The sequence below is a fragment of the Spiroplasma poulsonii genome (assembly GCF_009866525.1).
Lineage (GTDB): Bacteria > Bacillota_I > Bacilli_A > Mycoplasmatales > Mycoplasmataceae > Spiroplasma > Spiroplasma poulsonii.
This window is the reverse complement of the sequence record NZ_CM020866.1, coordinates 86542-103824: the sequence shown is the minus strand read 5'-3', so window position 1 is coordinate 103824 and position 17283 is coordinate 86542. Positions and strand designations below refer to the sequence as shown.

18 protein-coding genes, 1 tRNA gene, 1 other RNA gene and 2 pseudogenes are annotated in these 17283 nt (G+C 25.8%); 4 read left to right on the top strand and 18 right to left on the bottom strand.

Annotated elements, in window-relative coordinates; translation table 4 throughout:
• Positions 1-233: 233 nt before the first annotated feature.
• Entirely contained in the window at positions 234-836 is a 603-nt protein-coding gene (locus tag MSROBK_RS00555; protein ID WP_040092520.1) for an IMPACT family protein, read from the top strand.
• Here the strand turns inward: MSROBK_RS00555 and trmB are convergent.
• The 7 genes and pseudogenes from trmB to MSROBK_RS00525 all read right to left on the bottom strand — a co-directional run bounded on the left by trmB (position 802) and on the right by MSROBK_RS00525 (position 5721).
• A complete protein-coding gene (gene trmB / locus MSROBK_RS00550) occupies positions 802-1452 on the bottom strand; it encodes a tRNA (guanosine(46)-N7)-methyltransferase TrmB (protein ID WP_040092518.1) in 651 nt (216 codons plus the stop codon). The genes MSROBK_RS00555 and trmB overlap by 35 nt on opposite strands.
• On the bottom strand, positions 1436-3367 hold the full coding sequence (locus MSROBK_RS00545; RefSeq protein WP_227991312.1) for an EAL domain-containing protein: 1932 nt from the start codon (positions 3365-3367) through the stop codon (positions 1436-1438). Before MSROBK_RS00545 ends, trmB begins: the two co-directional genes overlap by 17 nt.
• A 224-nt stretch (positions 3368-3591) precedes the next feature.
• Positions 3592-4023: a transfer-messenger RNA gene (gene ssrA, locus MSROBK_RS00540) on the bottom strand.
• Positions 4024-4071: 48 nt separating this feature from the next.
• Positions 4072-4320, bottom strand: a complete 249-nt coding sequence (locus tag MSROBK_RS00535) for a hypothetical protein (protein WP_146182474.1) — start codon at positions 4318-4320, stop codon at positions 4072-4074.
• A 311-nt stretch (positions 4321-4631) separates the two neighbouring features.
• Positions 4632-4997 (bottom strand): annotated as a pseudogene (locus tag MSROBK_RS12515) (transposase family protein); the annotation flags it as partial.
• A gap of 16 nt (positions 4998-5013) precedes the next feature.
• Complete coding sequence (locus MSROBK_RS12510; RefSeq protein WP_040092512.1) at positions 5014-5466, bottom strand: IS5 family transposase; 453 nt, start codon at positions 5464-5466, stop codon at positions 5014-5016.
• A gap of 39 nt (positions 5467-5505) precedes the next feature.
• On the bottom strand, positions 5506-5721 hold the full coding sequence (locus tag MSROBK_RS00525) for a hypothetical protein (RefSeq protein WP_133165037.1): 216 nt from the start codon (positions 5719-5721) through the stop codon (positions 5506-5508).
• Positions 5722-6439: 718 nt separating this feature from the next.
• On the opposite strand from MSROBK_RS00525, the gene MSROBK_RS12505 reads away from it, so the two are divergent.
• The gene (locus MSROBK_RS12505) at positions 6440-6892 is read left to right on the top strand and encodes an IS5 family transposase (RefSeq protein ID WP_040092446.1); all 453 of its coding nucleotides are present in this window, start codon (positions 6440-6442) and stop codon (positions 6890-6892) included.
• Entirely contained in the window at positions 6877-7275 is a 399-nt protein-coding gene (locus tag MSROBK_RS12500) for a transposase (RefSeq protein WP_416375023.1), read from the top strand. The genes MSROBK_RS12505 and MSROBK_RS12500 overlap by 16 nt, the downstream gene beginning before the upstream one ends.
• An 85-nt stretch (positions 7276-7360) precedes the next feature.
• Here MSROBK_RS12500 and MSROBK_RS00515 read toward each other — a convergent pair whose 3' ends face one another.
• Entirely contained in the window at positions 7361-7663 is a 303-nt protein-coding gene (locus tag MSROBK_RS00515) for a hypothetical protein (RefSeq protein WP_040092511.1), read from the bottom strand.
• Positions 7664-7886: 223 nt separating this feature from the next.
• Between MSROBK_RS00515 and MSROBK_RS12495 the strand changes: the two are divergent.
• Positions 7887-8874 (top strand): annotated as a pseudogene (locus tag MSROBK_RS12495) (IS30 family transposase).
• Between the two features lie 253 nt (positions 8875-9127).
• On the opposite strand, the gene MSROBK_RS00500 reads toward MSROBK_RS12495, so the two are convergent.
• The 10 genes from MSROBK_RS00500 to MSROBK_RS00460 all read right to left on the bottom strand — a co-directional run bounded on the left by MSROBK_RS00500 (position 9128) and on the right by MSROBK_RS00460 (position 17242).
• Positions 9128-9580, bottom strand: coding sequence for a Fur family transcriptional regulator (locus tag MSROBK_RS00500; protein ID WP_040092504.1), 453 nt, complete (start codon positions 9578-9580; stop codon positions 9128-9130).
• A gap of 14 nt (positions 9581-9594) precedes the next feature.
• Positions 9595-9819, bottom strand: a complete 225-nt coding sequence (locus tag MSROBK_RS00495; protein WP_040092502.1) for an acyl carrier protein — start codon at positions 9817-9819, stop codon at positions 9595-9597.
• Between the two features lie 82 nt (positions 9820-9901).
• Positions 9902-10333 carry a hypothetical protein gene (locus MSROBK_RS00490; protein ID WP_040092501.1) on the bottom strand — a complete coding sequence of 144 codons (432 nt, stop codon included), beginning with the start codon at positions 10331-10333 and terminating at the stop codon, positions 9902-9904.
• Positions 10314-11198 carry a hypothetical protein gene (locus tag MSROBK_RS00485; protein ID WP_227991308.1) on the bottom strand — a complete coding sequence of 295 codons (885 nt, stop codon included), beginning with the start codon at positions 11196-11198 and terminating at the stop codon, positions 10314-10316. The genes MSROBK_RS00490 and MSROBK_RS00485 overlap by 20 nt, the downstream gene beginning before the upstream one ends.
• Entirely contained in the window at positions 11129-11626 is a 498-nt protein-coding gene (locus tag MSROBK_RS11270) for a hypothetical protein (RefSeq protein WP_227991307.1), read from the bottom strand. The genes MSROBK_RS00485 and MSROBK_RS11270 overlap by 70 nt, the downstream gene beginning before the upstream one ends.
• Before the next feature lie 54 nt (positions 11627-11680).
• Positions 11681-13102 carry a proline--tRNA ligase gene (gene proS / locus MSROBK_RS00480; protein WP_040092500.1) on the bottom strand — a complete coding sequence of 474 codons (1422 nt, stop codon included), beginning with the start codon at positions 13100-13102 and terminating at the stop codon, positions 11681-11683.
• A gap of 3 nt (positions 13103-13105) precedes the next feature.
• Positions 13106-13795 carry a hypothetical protein gene (locus MSROBK_RS00475; RefSeq protein WP_040092499.1) on the bottom strand — a complete coding sequence of 230 codons (690 nt, stop codon included), beginning with the start codon at positions 13793-13795 and terminating at the stop codon, positions 13106-13108.
• Between the two features lie 58 nt (positions 13796-13853).
• Positions 13854-15392 (bottom strand): cardiolipin synthase, encoded by a 1539-nt coding sequence (cls, locus tag MSROBK_RS00470; protein WP_040092498.1) that lies wholly within the window; start codon positions 15390-15392, stop codon positions 13854-13856.
• Positions 15393-15506: 114 nt separating this feature from the next.
• Positions 15507-15597: transfer RNA gene (locus MSROBK_RS00465), tRNA-Ser, on the bottom strand.
• Between the two features lie 70 nt (positions 15598-15667).
• Entirely contained in the window at positions 15668-17242 is a 1575-nt protein-coding gene (locus tag MSROBK_RS00460) for a potassium transporter TrkG (protein WP_040092497.1), read from the bottom strand.
• Between the last annotated feature and the right edge of the window lie 41 nt (positions 17243-17283).

Genomic DNA, 17283 nt, shown 5'->3' with positions numbered 1-17283 from the left:
TTTTGTTGTTAAATTTTTTATTTCCAATAGCGTATAACCAAGTTATCAAATAAATTATGGTTAAAAGAAACTTTGCCTAAAATGAAAACAAACATTAAGATTATCTATCAAATAAATAGTAAGAAAAACAACAAAGAATGCTAACATTTATTTTAAATTATTATAAAATAATTTTATAAAAAATATGAAAATCTTTATCAAAAATTAAGAAAGCAAAATAAAGTGGTGAAGAAATGCAAGAACTAAAAGAAAACAAAATAATTATTGGAGAAATGACCATTAAAAAGTCACGTTTTATTTGTTTGCTACAAAAAGTTACTTCTGAACAAGCAGCCCTTGCTTTTATTAAAACAAACCAGCAATTAAATGCAAATCATAATTGTTATGCATATATTATCGGAAAAAATCAAAATATTATGCGAAAATACGATGATGGCGAACCAAGCAATACTTCTGGCAAACCAATTTTAGATATTTTATTACATCATCATCTTACCAATGTTGTCTGTTTAGTTATTCGCTATTTTGGAGGTATTAAATTAGGGGCCGGCGGGTTAATTCGTGCTTATGCAAATAGTGTTAAAATGAATTTAAAAAATAGTGAATTAATCCCTTTTTTAGAAACAAAAGAAATTATTATTCAATTTCCTATTAGTAAAATTAAACTTGTTGATGAGTATTTAACTTATCATTATTCAAACATTAAAATTAAAAAAACTTTTAACGAATCAATTAGTTATACATTTAGTCTTGCAACCACAGAAATCCCTCGTTTAACTTTATGAACAAACAATAATGCGATTAATCTAATTCTTTCTGAACATAAAGATAGTTAATATTTTTTCCAAGTTGTACAAAACGACGTTCATATTCGGTTGGAATATTATTTTCAAGATACTTACTATCATATAAATCAGTCGTGTAATCAATAACTTTTCAGTTATTTGTTTGAAAGGATTCTAACGAATAAGCAAATAACTGATCATTATCTGTTTTAAAATGAATTTCACCATTTGTTTGTAAAATTAATTGGTAGAATTCTAAAAATTTTATGTTAGTTAAACGCCGCTTTTCGTGGCGTACTTTTGGCCATGGGTCAGAAAAATTTAAATAAATTCTATTAACTTCCTGGGGCGCAAAAATGTCTAATAACATGGTGACATCAAAAGCAATAATTTTTAAATTTGGTAAATTTTCAGCAACAATTTTCTTTAACGCTAAAACCATAACTGAAGGATACCGTTCAATTGCTAAAAAATTTTGTTCTGGATATTTTTTTGCTAAAGTAACAATAAATTCACCCTTTCCTGTTCCAATTTCAATGTTTAAGGGATGGTTATTTTTGAAAACAGTTTTTGCTCATTGTCCTTGATAATTTTCTGGATTCTGTAATGCAACCGTTGGATTGCTTTCAATATATTCTTCTGCTCAAGGCTTATATCTTAGTCTCATCTTGTGACCCTTTCATTTTATTTTTTAATAATGCTAATTTTATCTCACGACTAACTTCCAATTGTGGTTCATCATAAGTACCAAACAATGAACCAAACATATAATCAATTTTTAGTTCTTTTAATTTACTATATCCTAAGTAACTATTAACTTGTGGCGCAATTAAAATAACATCAATTTTTTTTGCTAAAATAATATATTCCTTAATTAAGTTTTGATAATGTAAATGAATAAACATTTCTCGAATAATGGTTGGGGCAAAAATAGCATAATTAGGCTCATAATAATACAAACTATTTAATTCAGTATCAATTCCACCAAAGTTTTTAACTGCCACCTCAATTCCAATGTTTTTAATTGCCGTTAAATTTTGTTTAAATTGTTCTGGGTCAAAACCAGTTTCCATTAAATCAAACGTTAAAATTAAATTCGAAGGTTTAATTTTTAATTCAATTAATTTTGTTGCAAATTTTTTTAAGTTAAACTGCTCACCAGCAATAAAACTAGCTGGATAAGTAATAAATAATTTTTGTTCTAAATAATTATCTAACTTTTGAAAATTTTTAATGTTTAAAGCAGCATTAAAACGTGCTAACATTGTTTCATGAACAAGTCCTCTAAAATTACTAATATTCTTGGTAAACATTAGATCGCTATCAACACCATTAACCAAGTTATTACTATAATGGTATACTAATTTAAAATCATCAGTGACATTAACAATTGGCAAATATAAACTAACAATCTTTTCTAATTGCGTATGTTCATTTAAAGCTAAAATACTGCGTTTTTGATTTGATAACTCCTTAATATGTCCCGGATCAACAAAAATAATTTGATTTAAATATTCAATGTTTAAACGATTATCAGCAGTAGCAATATTATATTCTTTTAACTTATTTAAATCATTCGATTGCAAACCATATAATGAAGCATAACCTTGTAATTTAACAATTATTTTGTATTTTTTAAAAATAAAACTACTATTAACTTGTCCTAATAAAATTTCAAATTCTTTTAATAAATCAGTTTCTGGTCGTAATTTGCTTTTGTTATGTAGCAAAATATTACCAATATTAATTTTTTCATCCTGACTAAGGGGCACAAAAATTCCAAAGTGATTTAAGCTTGCCTTAAAAAATAAAACATTTTGGTCTTTTCATAAGGTAAAAACTTGGTTTGAAATTAAGTCAATAATTTTATTTTTAATATTGCTGCTTAAAAAACGATCTAGTTTTTCAACATTATTAATCATAAAAGTAAAATAAATTCCATGTCGAATTTTATTTTTATGAATGACATTATAAATAGCATCGTGTGCTAATGCTTCACGAACATAACTGTTTCGATCATATTCAATAATATTTTGTAATTTTAAAGCATGAATATAAATTAATTCAATAATTGCACAAATACTATAAGCAAAATAACTCATTGTAATCCACACTAAAACATATAATTCATTTACTAAGTTTGCTGAAACAGCCATAATTCTAGATTGAACTAAAATAATAATTGATGTTGTAATAAACGACGCTAATGCTAATAATGACCAACTTGTTCATTTTGTTCATTTAAAGTATCAACTAATAAAAATAATAATTAAACTTAGTCCATAAAGGGCTGTAACCATAACAATATTAAATTTTCCAGTTAAAGATAAAAAATAGCTATTAGTTAGATGTGGTAACACCCCAAATAAGAAAGTAAACATAATAATCGTATATAAAATTGTTGATAAATAAGAAATAAAAACCCCAATCATTCAGCAAACTATTATTGGCAAAAAGATATTAATAACAATCATCGTATTTGCTTCCCCTGTTTTTGGTGGGACAAAAACTAGAATCAAACCTTGCGCAATAATAACTAAAATGGCAAAAACACCACCAATAACTGCTTGGTAATAAATCATAAACCGAGTAAAATAATTTCGAACTAAACCTCAGGTAAAAACATAAATAAAAGTAAAAATAAGTATAAAGAATAAATATACAAAAATAATACTTAAAATATTACCCACTTATTTTCACCTCATTTAAAAATATATGCATTGTTTTTATTATATCATTCCTTTTAAATACTTTTTAAAATTTACACCCTTAAAAATAAGTTTTAAAAAGGACTTAAAATAAAAAATGGTGGAGATGGCGGGAATTGAACCCGCGTCCACAAACAACTTTCTAATATCTTCTACAGTTTAGTCTAATCATCTTTCTTTCATTATTTAATAGTAGGACTAGACAACTAATTAAATAACTAGATAATAAGTTGTTTTCAAAACCCTAACATTATCAATTAGAATTTCTATTAGATTAAGTATTTAGATACGATAATGGTTAATAACCTACAATTAACTATTATTACGGCTAGCTATTCTCTAACAACGAGAAATTAAACTGCTAACGCTTGAAATTGACCAGCAAATTGATTGTTCATCATGAATGCTGGAATTTCAACTTTGTCTTCGTTTTGTTTTTTGTTTGCGTTTCTTCAAACCCAGAAGCATTATAGTCTGCCAAACTACTGCCGATACTAGTAGATCATTCCTGTCGAAACCAGAACATCCCCATACTTTAATTATACTATCAAATTACCCAACAGTAAATAAAAATCTTTTTATGCATCGGATTTGATCTGACATAACTGTTTAAAATGATACTCTCGTTTAATTCCTTTCCCAGTTTTAAGAGCGAAACTATTACGAGTTAGGGCATAACAATCAAGAATAAAATCAAAACCACTAAAAACCAAAGGAAATAATAGGAAAAAGCCCATTCCTCGTAAATAATCTTTTTGTAATCAAAATAATAATCGTTCAACAATTAAGCTAGGTTTAACTGTTGGATTATCATTTTTTAAATTCAAGTATTGAACATAGGCATTTAAACTACTAAAAAAGTAACTAAACAACACAAGTGTAACAATTAAAATAACAAATTTAAATAAATTTATCGTAATTTCATAGTAATTTTTACTAATTAAATTTATTATACATAACAAACTTTGGAATAATAGACTTCTTGCATTACTTGTTAAAAAATTGCAAATATTTGTAAAAAAGATACTAATAGAAAAATATAATTTTAATTAATTATGTTTTTTATTTAAAAATTTAATATTTTTCCACAACGAAAAATTAATTTATTATTTAAATTATTTAATTTTAAATAAATATTTTATGTTAAATATAATAATTGTAAATTATAAATTGAGGCAATTAAATTAAATCTTAAACCAAATCTTTTTCTTCGATTACGATATTTTTCTGTAATAATTTTAAATTTTTTAAGAATAGCAAAAATATTTTCAATAATAATTCTCATTTTTGAAACTAGTCTATTATATTGCTTTTGTTCTTTGTTTAAAGGGTTTTTCTTTGTTTTCTTTGTAGGTATTAGAACATTATTGTGATTTTTTTGTATTCCTTGATAACCACTATCAACTATTAATTTGGTATTTTTTAAAATTGGGATTTTTGATTCTTTAAATAAAGCATAATCATGTTTTTTCCGAGCGAAAAACTTGTTGCAATAATTTTTTTGGTTTCTTGTTCGATAATTACTTGTGTTTTGATCGTGTGTTTTTTCTTTTTACCAGAATAAGATTGTTTTTGTCTTTTTTTGGGCGTTGGATTGGAGTTTCGGTAACATCAATAATAATAGTTTTATCATTAAAATAATCATTTATTAGTGCTTTTTTACCAGCAAGTTGTTGAAAATCAGAGTTTTTAATTAAAATATCTTCAATTCACTTAATATTACGATAACAATTAGCCTCACTAATATCAAAACTTTTACCAAGATGAAAATAAGTCTGATATTCTCGTCAATATAATAAAGTCATCAATAATCTATTTTCTAATGATAATTTATTAGTTTTACCACCTTTTTTAAATTTTTCTATTTCAGCAACTTTTAAAATATCTAACATTTTATTAAAAGTGGATTTTTTTATTCCTGTTAATCTTAACCATTCTCTATCATTAAGAGTATTAAATTTATTATTGTTCATATTTTTATGTCCTCATAAATTATATTTTATAATAATATTTTAATAAAAAGGGTATCGCAAGAAGTCTAATAATTCAACAACAAGAAGAAGAATTACAATAATACTTAAAACATAAATGATATTACCTTTGTTTAAAAGATATTGTGTTCCATCATAGTGATAAAATAATCACGCCCTAGCATCTCATTGTAAAACACCCAACAAAAAAATATAACAAATTAAAAGAATTCTTGTTACTTTTAAAATAATCAACACAAAATTAATAACTCTTTCAAAATATAACCATCCTCAAATTTGTTGAAAAATAGAGTTTTTTGTTAAAAGAAAGTCAATTTTTCCTGCTGAATAATGTTTTAAGCGTAAGATTTTTACTGCCGATATTTGAAACTTATCATTATTTTCCTTAAAATCACATTTAAAAAAGATGTAATTTGCTGATAAAATATCCCATTCGTTTTATAAATAAAATATTTTTCCGCAAAGTGTAATAAACTCACTTGATTAAAATTAACAACTCGAACGACACCACCTGCTAAATCATATTCATTAAAAAGACTTTTAATTTCTTGTTTATTGAAATAAATAACAGTTTTTTATTGATAAAAATATGTTATTGCAAAGAAAAAAACAAAAGGAAAAATACTATGTGCCGTTGTAATTGCATAAAAAATTTGTCGTGAAAATAAACTTCATTTTGGAAAATAATTAGTGGTAAAAGTAAAATTTGATGTCAAAAATAAACAAAATAATTGAATAACATTACAAAGTAAACCAAGATTGATTATAATTAAGAAAAGATAAAACAATTTACCAACAATATACTTATCACTAGCTTTTTTGTTTTTAAAATGTTTACCTAAATAAATTCCTTCTCAACTACTAGCAAAAAGGAAAAATAAAACATTAGACTTCTTGCGATACTCTTTTTTATTAAAATATTATTATAAAATATAATTTATGAGGACATAAAAATATGAACAATAATAAATTTAATACTCTTAATGATAGAGAATGGTTAAGATTAACAGGAATAAAAAAATCCACTTTTAATAAAATGTTAGATATTTTAAAAGTTGCTGAAATAGAAAAATTTAAAAAAGGTGGTAAAACTAATAAATTATCATTAGAAAATAGATTATTGATGACTTTATTATATTGACGAGAATATCAGACTTATTTTCATCTTGGTAAAAGTTTTGATATTAGTGAGGCTAATTGTTATCGTAATATTAAGTGAATTGAAGATATTTTAATTAAAAACTCTGATTTTCAACAACTTGCTGGTAAAAAAGCACTAATAAATGATTATTTTAATGATAAAACTATTATTATTGATGCTACCGAAACTCCAATCCAACGCCCAAAAAAAGACAAAAACAATCTTATTCTGGTAAAAAGAAAAAACACACGATCAAAACACAAGTAATTATCGAACAAGAAACCAAAAAAATTATTGCAACAAGTTTTTCGCTCAGAAAAAAACATAATTATGCTTTATTTAAAGAATCAAAAATCCCAATTTTAAAAAATACCAAATTAATAGTTGATAGTGGTTATCAAGGAATACAAAAAAATCACAATAATGTTCTAATACCTACAAAGAAAACAAAGAAAAACCCTTTAAACAAAGAACAAAAGCAATATAATAGACTAGTTTCAAAAATGAGAATTATTATTGAAAATATTTTTGCTATTCTTAAAAAATTTAAAATTATTACAGAAAAATATCGTAATCGAAGAAAAAGATTTGGTTTAAGATTTAATTTAATTGCCTCAATTTATAATTTACAATTATTATATTTAACATAAAATATTTATTTAAAATTAAATAATTTAAATAATAAATTAATTTTTCGTTGTGGAAAAATATTAAATTTTTAAATAAAAAACATAATTAATTAAAATTATATTTTTCTATTAGTATCTTTTTTACAAATATTTGCAATTTTTTAACAAGTAATGCAAGAAGTATATTGAATGCTAATAAATTAGTGTCTTTTAAGGCATTATATTCATCTTCTTCTAAATTTAAATAAATTAATAATGTTTCTTTTGTAGCTAATTCATAGTTTTTTTCTTTGCAAAAGTCATCAAATTTTATTAATTTATCTTTAATTTGCCGTTCTTTTACACTATTTCATCATTCTTTTGATACCTTTTTTACCTGTAATTTACGCTTTTTTACCTCTTTTTGCATATTTTTACCTCGTTAAAATCATCACCATCTTACCATCAACTTTACAAAAATAAAAAAAAGACTTTTTCAAGTCTCTATTTTTAGTAATTTTTAAACAAGTGATTAAGGGCTATTAAATCCTACTTGTATTAAATTACATCACCATCTTAACATCTTTTAATAAATTGTCAACAAAATTTTATTTTTTTAGTGTATAAATTAGAACACAGAAAGGGTTAGAAAAATGAAAAAGAAAAAATATAAACACACAGGTCTTGATGAAAGATATAATTTAAAAGAACATTTGGTAGCAGAAACATTTAAGAAAAAAATGGTACACCTAATTTATCAAAAATAGCAAAAGTATTGGATAAAAGTCCTAACACAATCAGATTAGAGGTTAATAGACTTAAAGAAGAATATGATCCTGAAAAAGCAAATGATGATTATAAAAATAAAAGAAAAAAATCTATAAAATATACTAAAATTAGAAAAAAGGTTGTAAATTATGTAAGAAAAATTTTAAGTAAAAAAAGTTATTCACCGATGTTAATTATCTTTGAATATGAAAAAAAGTATAATGAAAAGTTTCCATTTTCGCATGTGACACTTTATAAGTATATTGATCATGGGGTTTTTGATGAAGAAGATAATGAAATTAAGAAAAAATTACCATTTAAAGGTAAAAAGTTTAAAACAAAAAAGAGAAAAGATGATCGTGGTCAATTGACTAATATTAGATTTATTGAAGAAGCAGAACATGAAAAAGGAACTTTTGGTTGATTTCAAATGGATTGTATTGTTGGAAAAGAGCATCAATCTGTTTGCTTGACTTTTACAGAAAAAAAAGTTTATATACGATTTGTTTTAAATTAGACTATCATAATTCAGAAGAGGTTAATAAAGCAATTAAAAGTATTTTTAAAAATAAACTTTATAAAGTAAATATAAAAGGAATTATTACAGATCAAGGTAAAGAATTTAGTAAATGAAAAGAAATTGAAAAAATTACTGAATCTAATGTTTATTTTTGTGACGCTGGAACTCCTACACAAAAACCTAAAGTTGAAAGAATGAATAGAGATATTAGAGAATATCTTCTTAAGGGAACTGATTTTAATCAAATTACTCAAAAAGAAATTAATAAAGTTATGAAAATTATTAATGAAAAACCACGACCGAGTTTAGGTTGATTGTCCTCCAAAGAGGCATTTTTACAAAATATTCAGTAATTAAATTATTAATTTTAGATTTTTAACAAAAATCATTTTTTGTGATGCTGAAATAACTATATAATTTAAAAAAATATATTTTTTAAAAAAATAGTTGCAATTTTTAATAAAAAATATATTATTGACTTAATAAGGGTTAAAAATCCTACTTGCATCTTTACTTTACATTTCAAAATAAAAAAATTACCTTGCTTTAAAAAGTTTATGGTAATTTTTATTTTATTCGTTGTCATCATTAAAATTTTCGTCAAAATTAAGATGTTCATTTTTTTTTGTTACGGCATTGATCACAAATTCCATGTCCTTCAATTTTAAAGTGAACTGGCTCTCAATTAATATTTTGCATCACTTCTTTTAAGTTATCTAACTTAATTTCTTGTAAAATTTTTGAATCCTTAATATGAACAACATTTTTACAGATATCACAAACCATATGGAATGATGGATTTTCAGCTAAATCATATCAAATTTGCTTACCATCAAACGAATTGGTAAAAACAACATGCTCACTAATTAAGAGGTCGATTGTGTTGTAAACTGACATTAGATTAACATTTTTAAATTCTTGTTCTAACAACTCAACAATTTCTGATAAAGTTAAGTGTTGTTTTTCTGTTAAAATTTTAATAACTGCCAATCTAATTTCGGTAATTCGATAATTTTTGTTTTTTAATAACTGCACAATGTTTTCATATGATAATGCCATCTTTGCCAGCTCCTTTATTTTTTAATTTCTTCAATAATTTTAACTAAATCTGCTACTGTTTTAATATCCATTAATTTATCATCTGGTATTTGTATTCCAATTTTTTTTTCAGCTTCAATTACTAAATCCATCAAATCTAATGAATCTAACCCTATTGATTTAAATTCTGTGTTTAAATCAACTTGTTTTGAAACACCGTGTTCTTTTAAAACTTTTTTAACTTCATTTAACACGTCCATTTAAAATCTCTCACCTTCTCTTTTTGTCTGTATTATTATATCAAGTTTAACAATAAAATAATAGACTCTCTGTTAACCCCTTCTAAAGAGTTATTTTTCAAACTTGATATAATTGTTGCTCATTATAATAATGGTAAATTAAAATTAATTTCGAATAAGCAAGTTGTTCATTACTATAATAAAAACTAAGATAACTAGTAGGTGGTTGAAATAAAACCATTTGGGAAATTCACCGTTTTAAAAAATAATGATGAAATTGTTCATTATTGAAATAATATTCACCATAGACATAATTAATTTTTAATCGTAAGCGTTTAGAATCTAATATCTTATTAAAACTTGGTTCTAATATTGCTTCACCCTTTTTATTAAAAACTTGTAATTTAGGATTAGGTTTATTATTACTAATTAAAACATTTTTATAAATAAAAACAAAAATAACACTTAAAAAAATAACAATTGGTAATAAAAAACCAAGAATAATAATAGCTCTCCTAGTAAAAACTTTTTTCATTGTTAACGATCTTTTCGATCAATAAAAAATTAAATTCAAATTGAGCAAATAATTCTTGGTTAAATTCTTTATTATAATAGTTTGCTAATTTCTGGGTACAAATATAATATGTTATTGCTAAATTATCAAATCAATTAACTGCTGGAATAAAATTAGTGTTAACATTTGGACTAGTAATAATTGGTTTGAAAATAAGCTGTTGGGTAAAATTAATATTAAATCCTTTTAATTGCGTAATGAAAGTTACTTTTGTTTGTTGCAAAAACGGATGGACCAAAAATTTTTTAGCAGAAAAATTATCATTTACTGCAATTTCAATTTGATTTTTAGTTTGACTATAAATTGTATTATCACCAAAAAAATGTTCATATAATTTTTGCTCTGAATTATATTTTAAATAACAATTTGATGATTTAAAATTATATTTTGTTTCTTTACTAATTATTGTTGCTACTGTTGGAATCAACAAATAACGATTATTAAAGAATGTTCATAACTTTGTTATTTTTGTATAAAAATCAATTGGAAAATTTAATACATAATTAGAATAAAAAGAACTAAAACTACGTAAAGAAAATAATGAACTTATTTGTTCATCACGAGGTAAAGTTGTAATAAATTCAAAGTAATGCTCAAAAACATTTTGTAAAGTTTGAAACTGTTTCTTTTTTTCATCATAATTTTTATACTGAATAACTCCTATTGTTTTGGCTGTCTGGTTATAAGTTAATTTTTTATTGTTAAAATTTAAATAAAGTTCCTGATAAGAATTTTTTGTTATTAAAACATCACTTCTTAGATTGGGAACACTAATAACAAGACTAACTTTATTAATTTTATCTTCATCAAGACATTGTCCTGGCACAATAACTTTTCCTCAATTTGAATATTCAACTTTAGTTCCAGAAATTGCAAGACTGCTTGACTATACCCCGCTTGTAATTGGATGGTTATTTTACAATTTTTTTTATTATTAAAATTTCAATATATTTCTAACATTGAAAAACTATAATTGAATTGAAAAAAATGCTTTTGAAGAATATTAGCAATATTACTTGGTTGCTTACGATCAACTTGATAAGCTATTGTTGTTTGACCATTCTCAGTAAACCAAGGTTTAATATTACCAATATTTGGACGAATATAAAAAGCATAGGCTTGATTATTATCACCGTTATCAAAACTAAATAAAGGAATAGTTAAATCTAATGCTAAACTAATTTTATTGTTAGGAGCAAATTGAAATAAATTAAAGACTGCCAATGGTTGATTAAGAAAATTTTCACCAAACAAATTAAAAACCTCCTTAATTAGCATTTACCAAAAATTAAAGAGGTTTCCTTGAAATTAATAAGCACGCGCAAAATAAACTAAATTAGTTGCTGTTTGACCACAGTGAAAGCAAACTGTTTTTTGTGGTTTTACATCAAAAGGAATACAACGTGATGTTGTTTGTGTTTCCGCTTTAATAACATCTTCACATTCAATGCGTCCACAGAAAGGTACTAAAAATAAACCGTTTCCCTTTGCTAATGCTTTTAAATAATCATTATAAGTTGTAATTTTTTGTGTCCGTTGTTGGCGATTATCTAATGCTCTTTGATATAAGTTTGCTGCAATCTCAGATAATAACTTTGCAACAGTTTCTTTTACCGCCATTAATGGCACTGAAATTTTTTCAAAAGTATCACGACGAGCAATCATAACTTGGTTTTGTTCTAAATCACGAGGTCCTACCTCAATTCGCAATGGAATCCCTTTAATTTCAGTATTTGCAACACGAAAACCAAAACTTTTATCTGATTCGTCAATTTCACAACGATATTCTTGTAATTCAACTTGTAACTTTTGAACAGCTTGTAATTGTTGCTGTTCATTGCTAATTGGCAAAATCATAATTTGTGTTGGGGCAATGGCTGGTGGCAAAACAAGACCATTATCATCACTATGTGTCATAATGATTCCCCCTATTAAACGGGTCGAAACCCCCCATGATGTTGAATAAGCATTTTCTAATTCATTTTGTTGATTTGCAAATTTAATATCAAAAGCTTTTGAAAAATTTTGACCAAAATAATGACTAGTTCCACATTGTAGGGCTTGACCATCATACATTAATGATTCAATTGTATATGTCTCTTCTGCCCCGGCAAATTTTTCGCGCGCTGTTTTTTGTCCTTTAATAACTGGTAATAATAATTTTTTCTGTGCAAATTCAGCATAAATATCTAAAATTTTTAAAGTAAAATCCCGTGCTTCTTGGCTTGTTGCATGAATTGTATGTCCTTCTTGTCATAAAAATTCACTAGTTCGTAAAAAAGGGCGGGTTGTTTTTTCTCACCGTAGAACATTTACTCATTGGTTATATAACAAAGGCAAATCACGATAACCCTGAATTTCTTTACTAAAGAAAGTTCCAAATAAAACTTCTGATGTTGGTCGAATATAAAGTTCTTCATCTAAAACTTTATCACCAACCTTTGTAACAGTTGCAATTTCAGGTGAAAAACCTTCGATGTGGTCTTTTTCTTTATTAAAAAGAGTTTTCGGAATTAACAACGGAAAATAAACGTTTTTGACACCAACTCGCTTAAATTCTACATCTAAAAATTTTTGGATATTTTCTCAAATGGCATAACCATACGGTTTAAAAATCATTGTTCCTTTAACAGTCCCATAACTAATTAAATCAGCATTTAAAACAATATCGGTATATCACTGGGCAAAATCAACTTCTCGTGGTGTAATTTTCTCTAACTTTTTCTTCATGATTTACTTCTTTCTATTTTCTGTTAAAAGATCAGAAATATTCCCTTTTTCACCTTGGAAAATTTTAAGGTTTAAACGATTGCTTTCAACATAAGTTTGAATTCGATTTAAATACTGATTATTTTTCATTAAAATTCAACGAATAGCTTCCGGGTTAACATCTTCAAAAATTCTTATTCGCCGAGTAACATCATCATATTCCCAATCTTTCTTTGTTAAAGCAAAGAGTTTTTTAATGTCAATTGCAATAACAGCAATTTGAGATGGATCAACTTTTTGTTCTGCCACTCAACTTCAAAAATAATGACGTGTAGAGTTATCTAATTCAAATTCTAGATGATCAGGTTTTTCTAAATAAGTCCAAACAATGTACTCACTTTCTTTTGCTAAATGAATATTTTGAACTGGTTGTAAACCAAATTCTAATTGCCGCAAAACATTACTAGTATCAGTATAAAATAATAACGATTTAATGCGTTGTCGATTTAGTTCTTTAATGATTTTATGTGTTTTACGTCGTTTAAAACTAAAACCAGTTTTAATCTTACCTTCGTTCTCATCATCTTCAAATAGACTGGTTTCTAAATTATCTGGTTCTGATAATTCTTCTTGTAATAAATTTCGTTTTTTTGATTTTTTATCTTCTGGTGCGGTATCTTGCTCGTCTTTCTTTTTTAACTTATTAAATAACATCGTTAATCCTCCTCAAATAATAATTATACAAAAAAATTATACTTGATTTTTCCACAACTTATAAGATTGGTGCAACTAATTTTAAACATGTTAGTAATAACCGATAACTTAATGGCTTATATTTAATTGGTCATTCATGTCATAAAATAGCATGCTTATAATCTCATTCTCAGCGTGGTATAAAACTTGTTACAACTGCTGGGTCATAAATAACCGCTGTTGTTTGGTGATCAGAAAAGAAACTACGATAATCTAAATTACATGTTCCAATCACAGCAACTTCATCATCAAAAATGGCAATTTTATTATGATTAAACATATTATTCATTTCATAAATTTTAACACCACTTGCAATTAAATCTTTACAATAACTTTTGGTTAAGTCTAACACAAAGATTTTATCTGTTAAACCAGGAATTGTTAAACGAACATCTACTCCAGCACGAGCTGCTAAAATTAAAGCTTGAATAACTTCATTCGGGGGAATAAAATACGGTGTTGATAATCAAATTCTTTTCCGTGCTTTATTAATTAACTCAATATATAAATCTTCGGTAATTGAATGATCAACACTAGGACTATGATTAACAATTTGTAAATGTGATTTTCCACTAATATTATATTTTTTCATCGCCAAAACACTTGGTTCTAATTCAGTAATTTTTTCATGGCGTTTTGTGGCAAAATACCAATCATCTGCAAAAATAACTTCTAAACCACGAACAGCTTCGCCTTCAATGCGGACTTGTGTGTCATGAAAGATTCCAAATTTTCATGATTGATCAGCATATAAATCAGCTAAATTAATTCCTCCTGTATAGCCAATTAAACCATCAATAATAACATCTTTTCGATGATTACGATAATTTGCATTCCCACTAATAAAGGGTGTAATAATTGGTAAATACTTATGAATTCGAACCCCTGCTTTCATTAATTTTTTAATGCTTTTTTTACTAATTTTAAAATAACTACCAACATGATCATAAATCATATAAACACGGACTCCCGCCGTAATGCGTTCTTTTAAAACCGCTAAAAATGATTCAAATAGTTCACCATCAGCAACAATAAAATAAGTTAACAAAATATATTCTTGAGCTTGTTGCAAATCCGTTAGCAACGATTTGAAAACGCGGGTTCCATTTGTTAAAATTTCAATTTTATTATTTTGATATATTGCTTTATTAGCATTATGCATTAATAATTCAACAACATTACCAAATTTTTGGTTCGGACTAGTATATTCAGTTAAACACTTTTTATTTTTTTTAATATAAGTATCATATTCTAATTTATTTAAATGATTATATAATAATGATTTTTTATTTGAATAGTGATATTTTCGACCAAAAAAAACATAAGAACACAAGCCAATAAAAGGAACAAAATTAATAAAAATAATTCAAGAAAATTTAACTTCATAACGTCGCTTTGAAAAGAAGAAAAAGAATGAAAAAATTAAATCAATAATAACAATTGCTAAAAAAATATATAAAAACTTGAAATTAAAAATAACAACTACCACAATTAAACCCATAATTGCCATTCCAAATAAAAAAATCATTGATAAAATAATTTTTAATCAATTTTTCATTATGTTTCCCCTTTATTGCACAATCTTAATACGCATATTATACCAATAATTTAAAAAGAGTTATAGATATTATAACTCTTTTTTGTTTCTTTTTAGTTTAAAATCAATAATTAATGGCGGAACAGGAGAGACTCGAACTCTCGCGCCAGTTACCCGACCTAACACCTTAGCAGGGTGCCCTCTTCACCAACTTGAGTACTGTTCCAAATCGATATCTTATATATTATACAAAAGATATCATTTTAAACAAGTGAAAATAGTTATTTTTTAAAAAACTAACCAATTAAAATATTTTCTTCAACATAACTATACTCTTTTTCGCCAGTTCCACGAATTGAAACTAATAATGTTGATGAAACTCCCAATTGTCCAATAAACATTAATAAAATTAAAACTAACATACTTAAAACCCCTAAATTATATAACTCCAGAAAACTTAAGGTACTTAATCCCGTTGTCCCAAACGCACTACAAATTGTAAAAAAGGCATTTAAAACATCAATATTAGGATTTTCAGCACTAATACAAATAATAGCTCCCATAATTAGCGCTCCGGAAATTGTTGTTACAACTAATGCTCGTTTGACGGTTTCATTTGGAATTTTCCGTTTAAAAACATTGACACTATTATTATTTCGAACAATAGATCAAATTGTAATAATAATAATGGCCAAAGTTGTTGTTCGAATTCCTCCCGCCGTTGATGATGGCGCTGACCCAATAAACATCATAACTGACATCACAATTCGTGACCCCGGCAGGAATTTACTCATATCAACTGTTGAATAACCAGCATTTCTAGTTGACATTGTATTAAAGAAAATGTTCATAAACCCATTTCAATTGGACGTTGAATTTCGTAAAATGCTTTCAATATATGGTCCATTTGGACTCGCTATTGCATTAAGATTAGTAAATTCAATTAATCAAACACTAAAAACGCCCGCAATTGATAATCAAACATAAGTAATTAAATTAATTTTTGTAAATAAAGTAAATTTAGTATGTTCTTTGCGTCGCCAAGCTACAAACTTACGTTTTAAATCATAAAAAGTTGGAAAACCTAAGCCCCCAATAACAAACTGAAACATAAAGACAAATTGCATAAAATAATTGCTATTGTAAGGCATTAATGATGAATTTCCAATAATATCAAATCCCGCATTATTAATAGAAGATATTGAGTGAAAAATCCCACTTCATAAACTTCGTCAAAAATTATGGTAGGTTACATTATCAATCATATCTTTTCCTTCAATTGATGCTGATGAAAAATAAAAGTTACAAAATAATAAAATGGCTCCAAAGCATTCTAAAATAATTAAAAAAATAAAACTATTTTTAATTAAATCAACAGTGTGACCAAAATTACTACTTCCGCGTTCTCCTTGCACCAACATTTTGTCTTTAATTGAAATGCGGCGTCCTAATCACACAAAAATCATAATTTTAAAAGTTACAATCCCAAAACCACCAGTTTGGATTAGGATTAAAATTATTAACTGCCCCAAAAAACTATAATCAGCCGCCGGATTACTAATCGTAATTCCGGTATCAGAAAAAGCACTTGAAGCAGTAAATAATCCTACTAAATAATTTCATGAAAAATTATAGGTTCCTAAAACTTTTCCATATCCATCACTAACCACCCGATTAACATTATTAACAAAACCTGGAATTGATAACAACAGTCCCCCTAAAAAAACAATTAAAATATAAACTAAAAATAATTTTCCCGCTATCTTTGAGAAAGGTAACCAATGGCGATGACGTGTTAATGGTGCTCCTGGCCCATTATTACGTTGCCGCTTACTATCGTTTTTTCTTTTAAAATATAACTGAGAAAACACCCTTTACGCCCCTCTTTCATTAATATTATATACTACAAGTA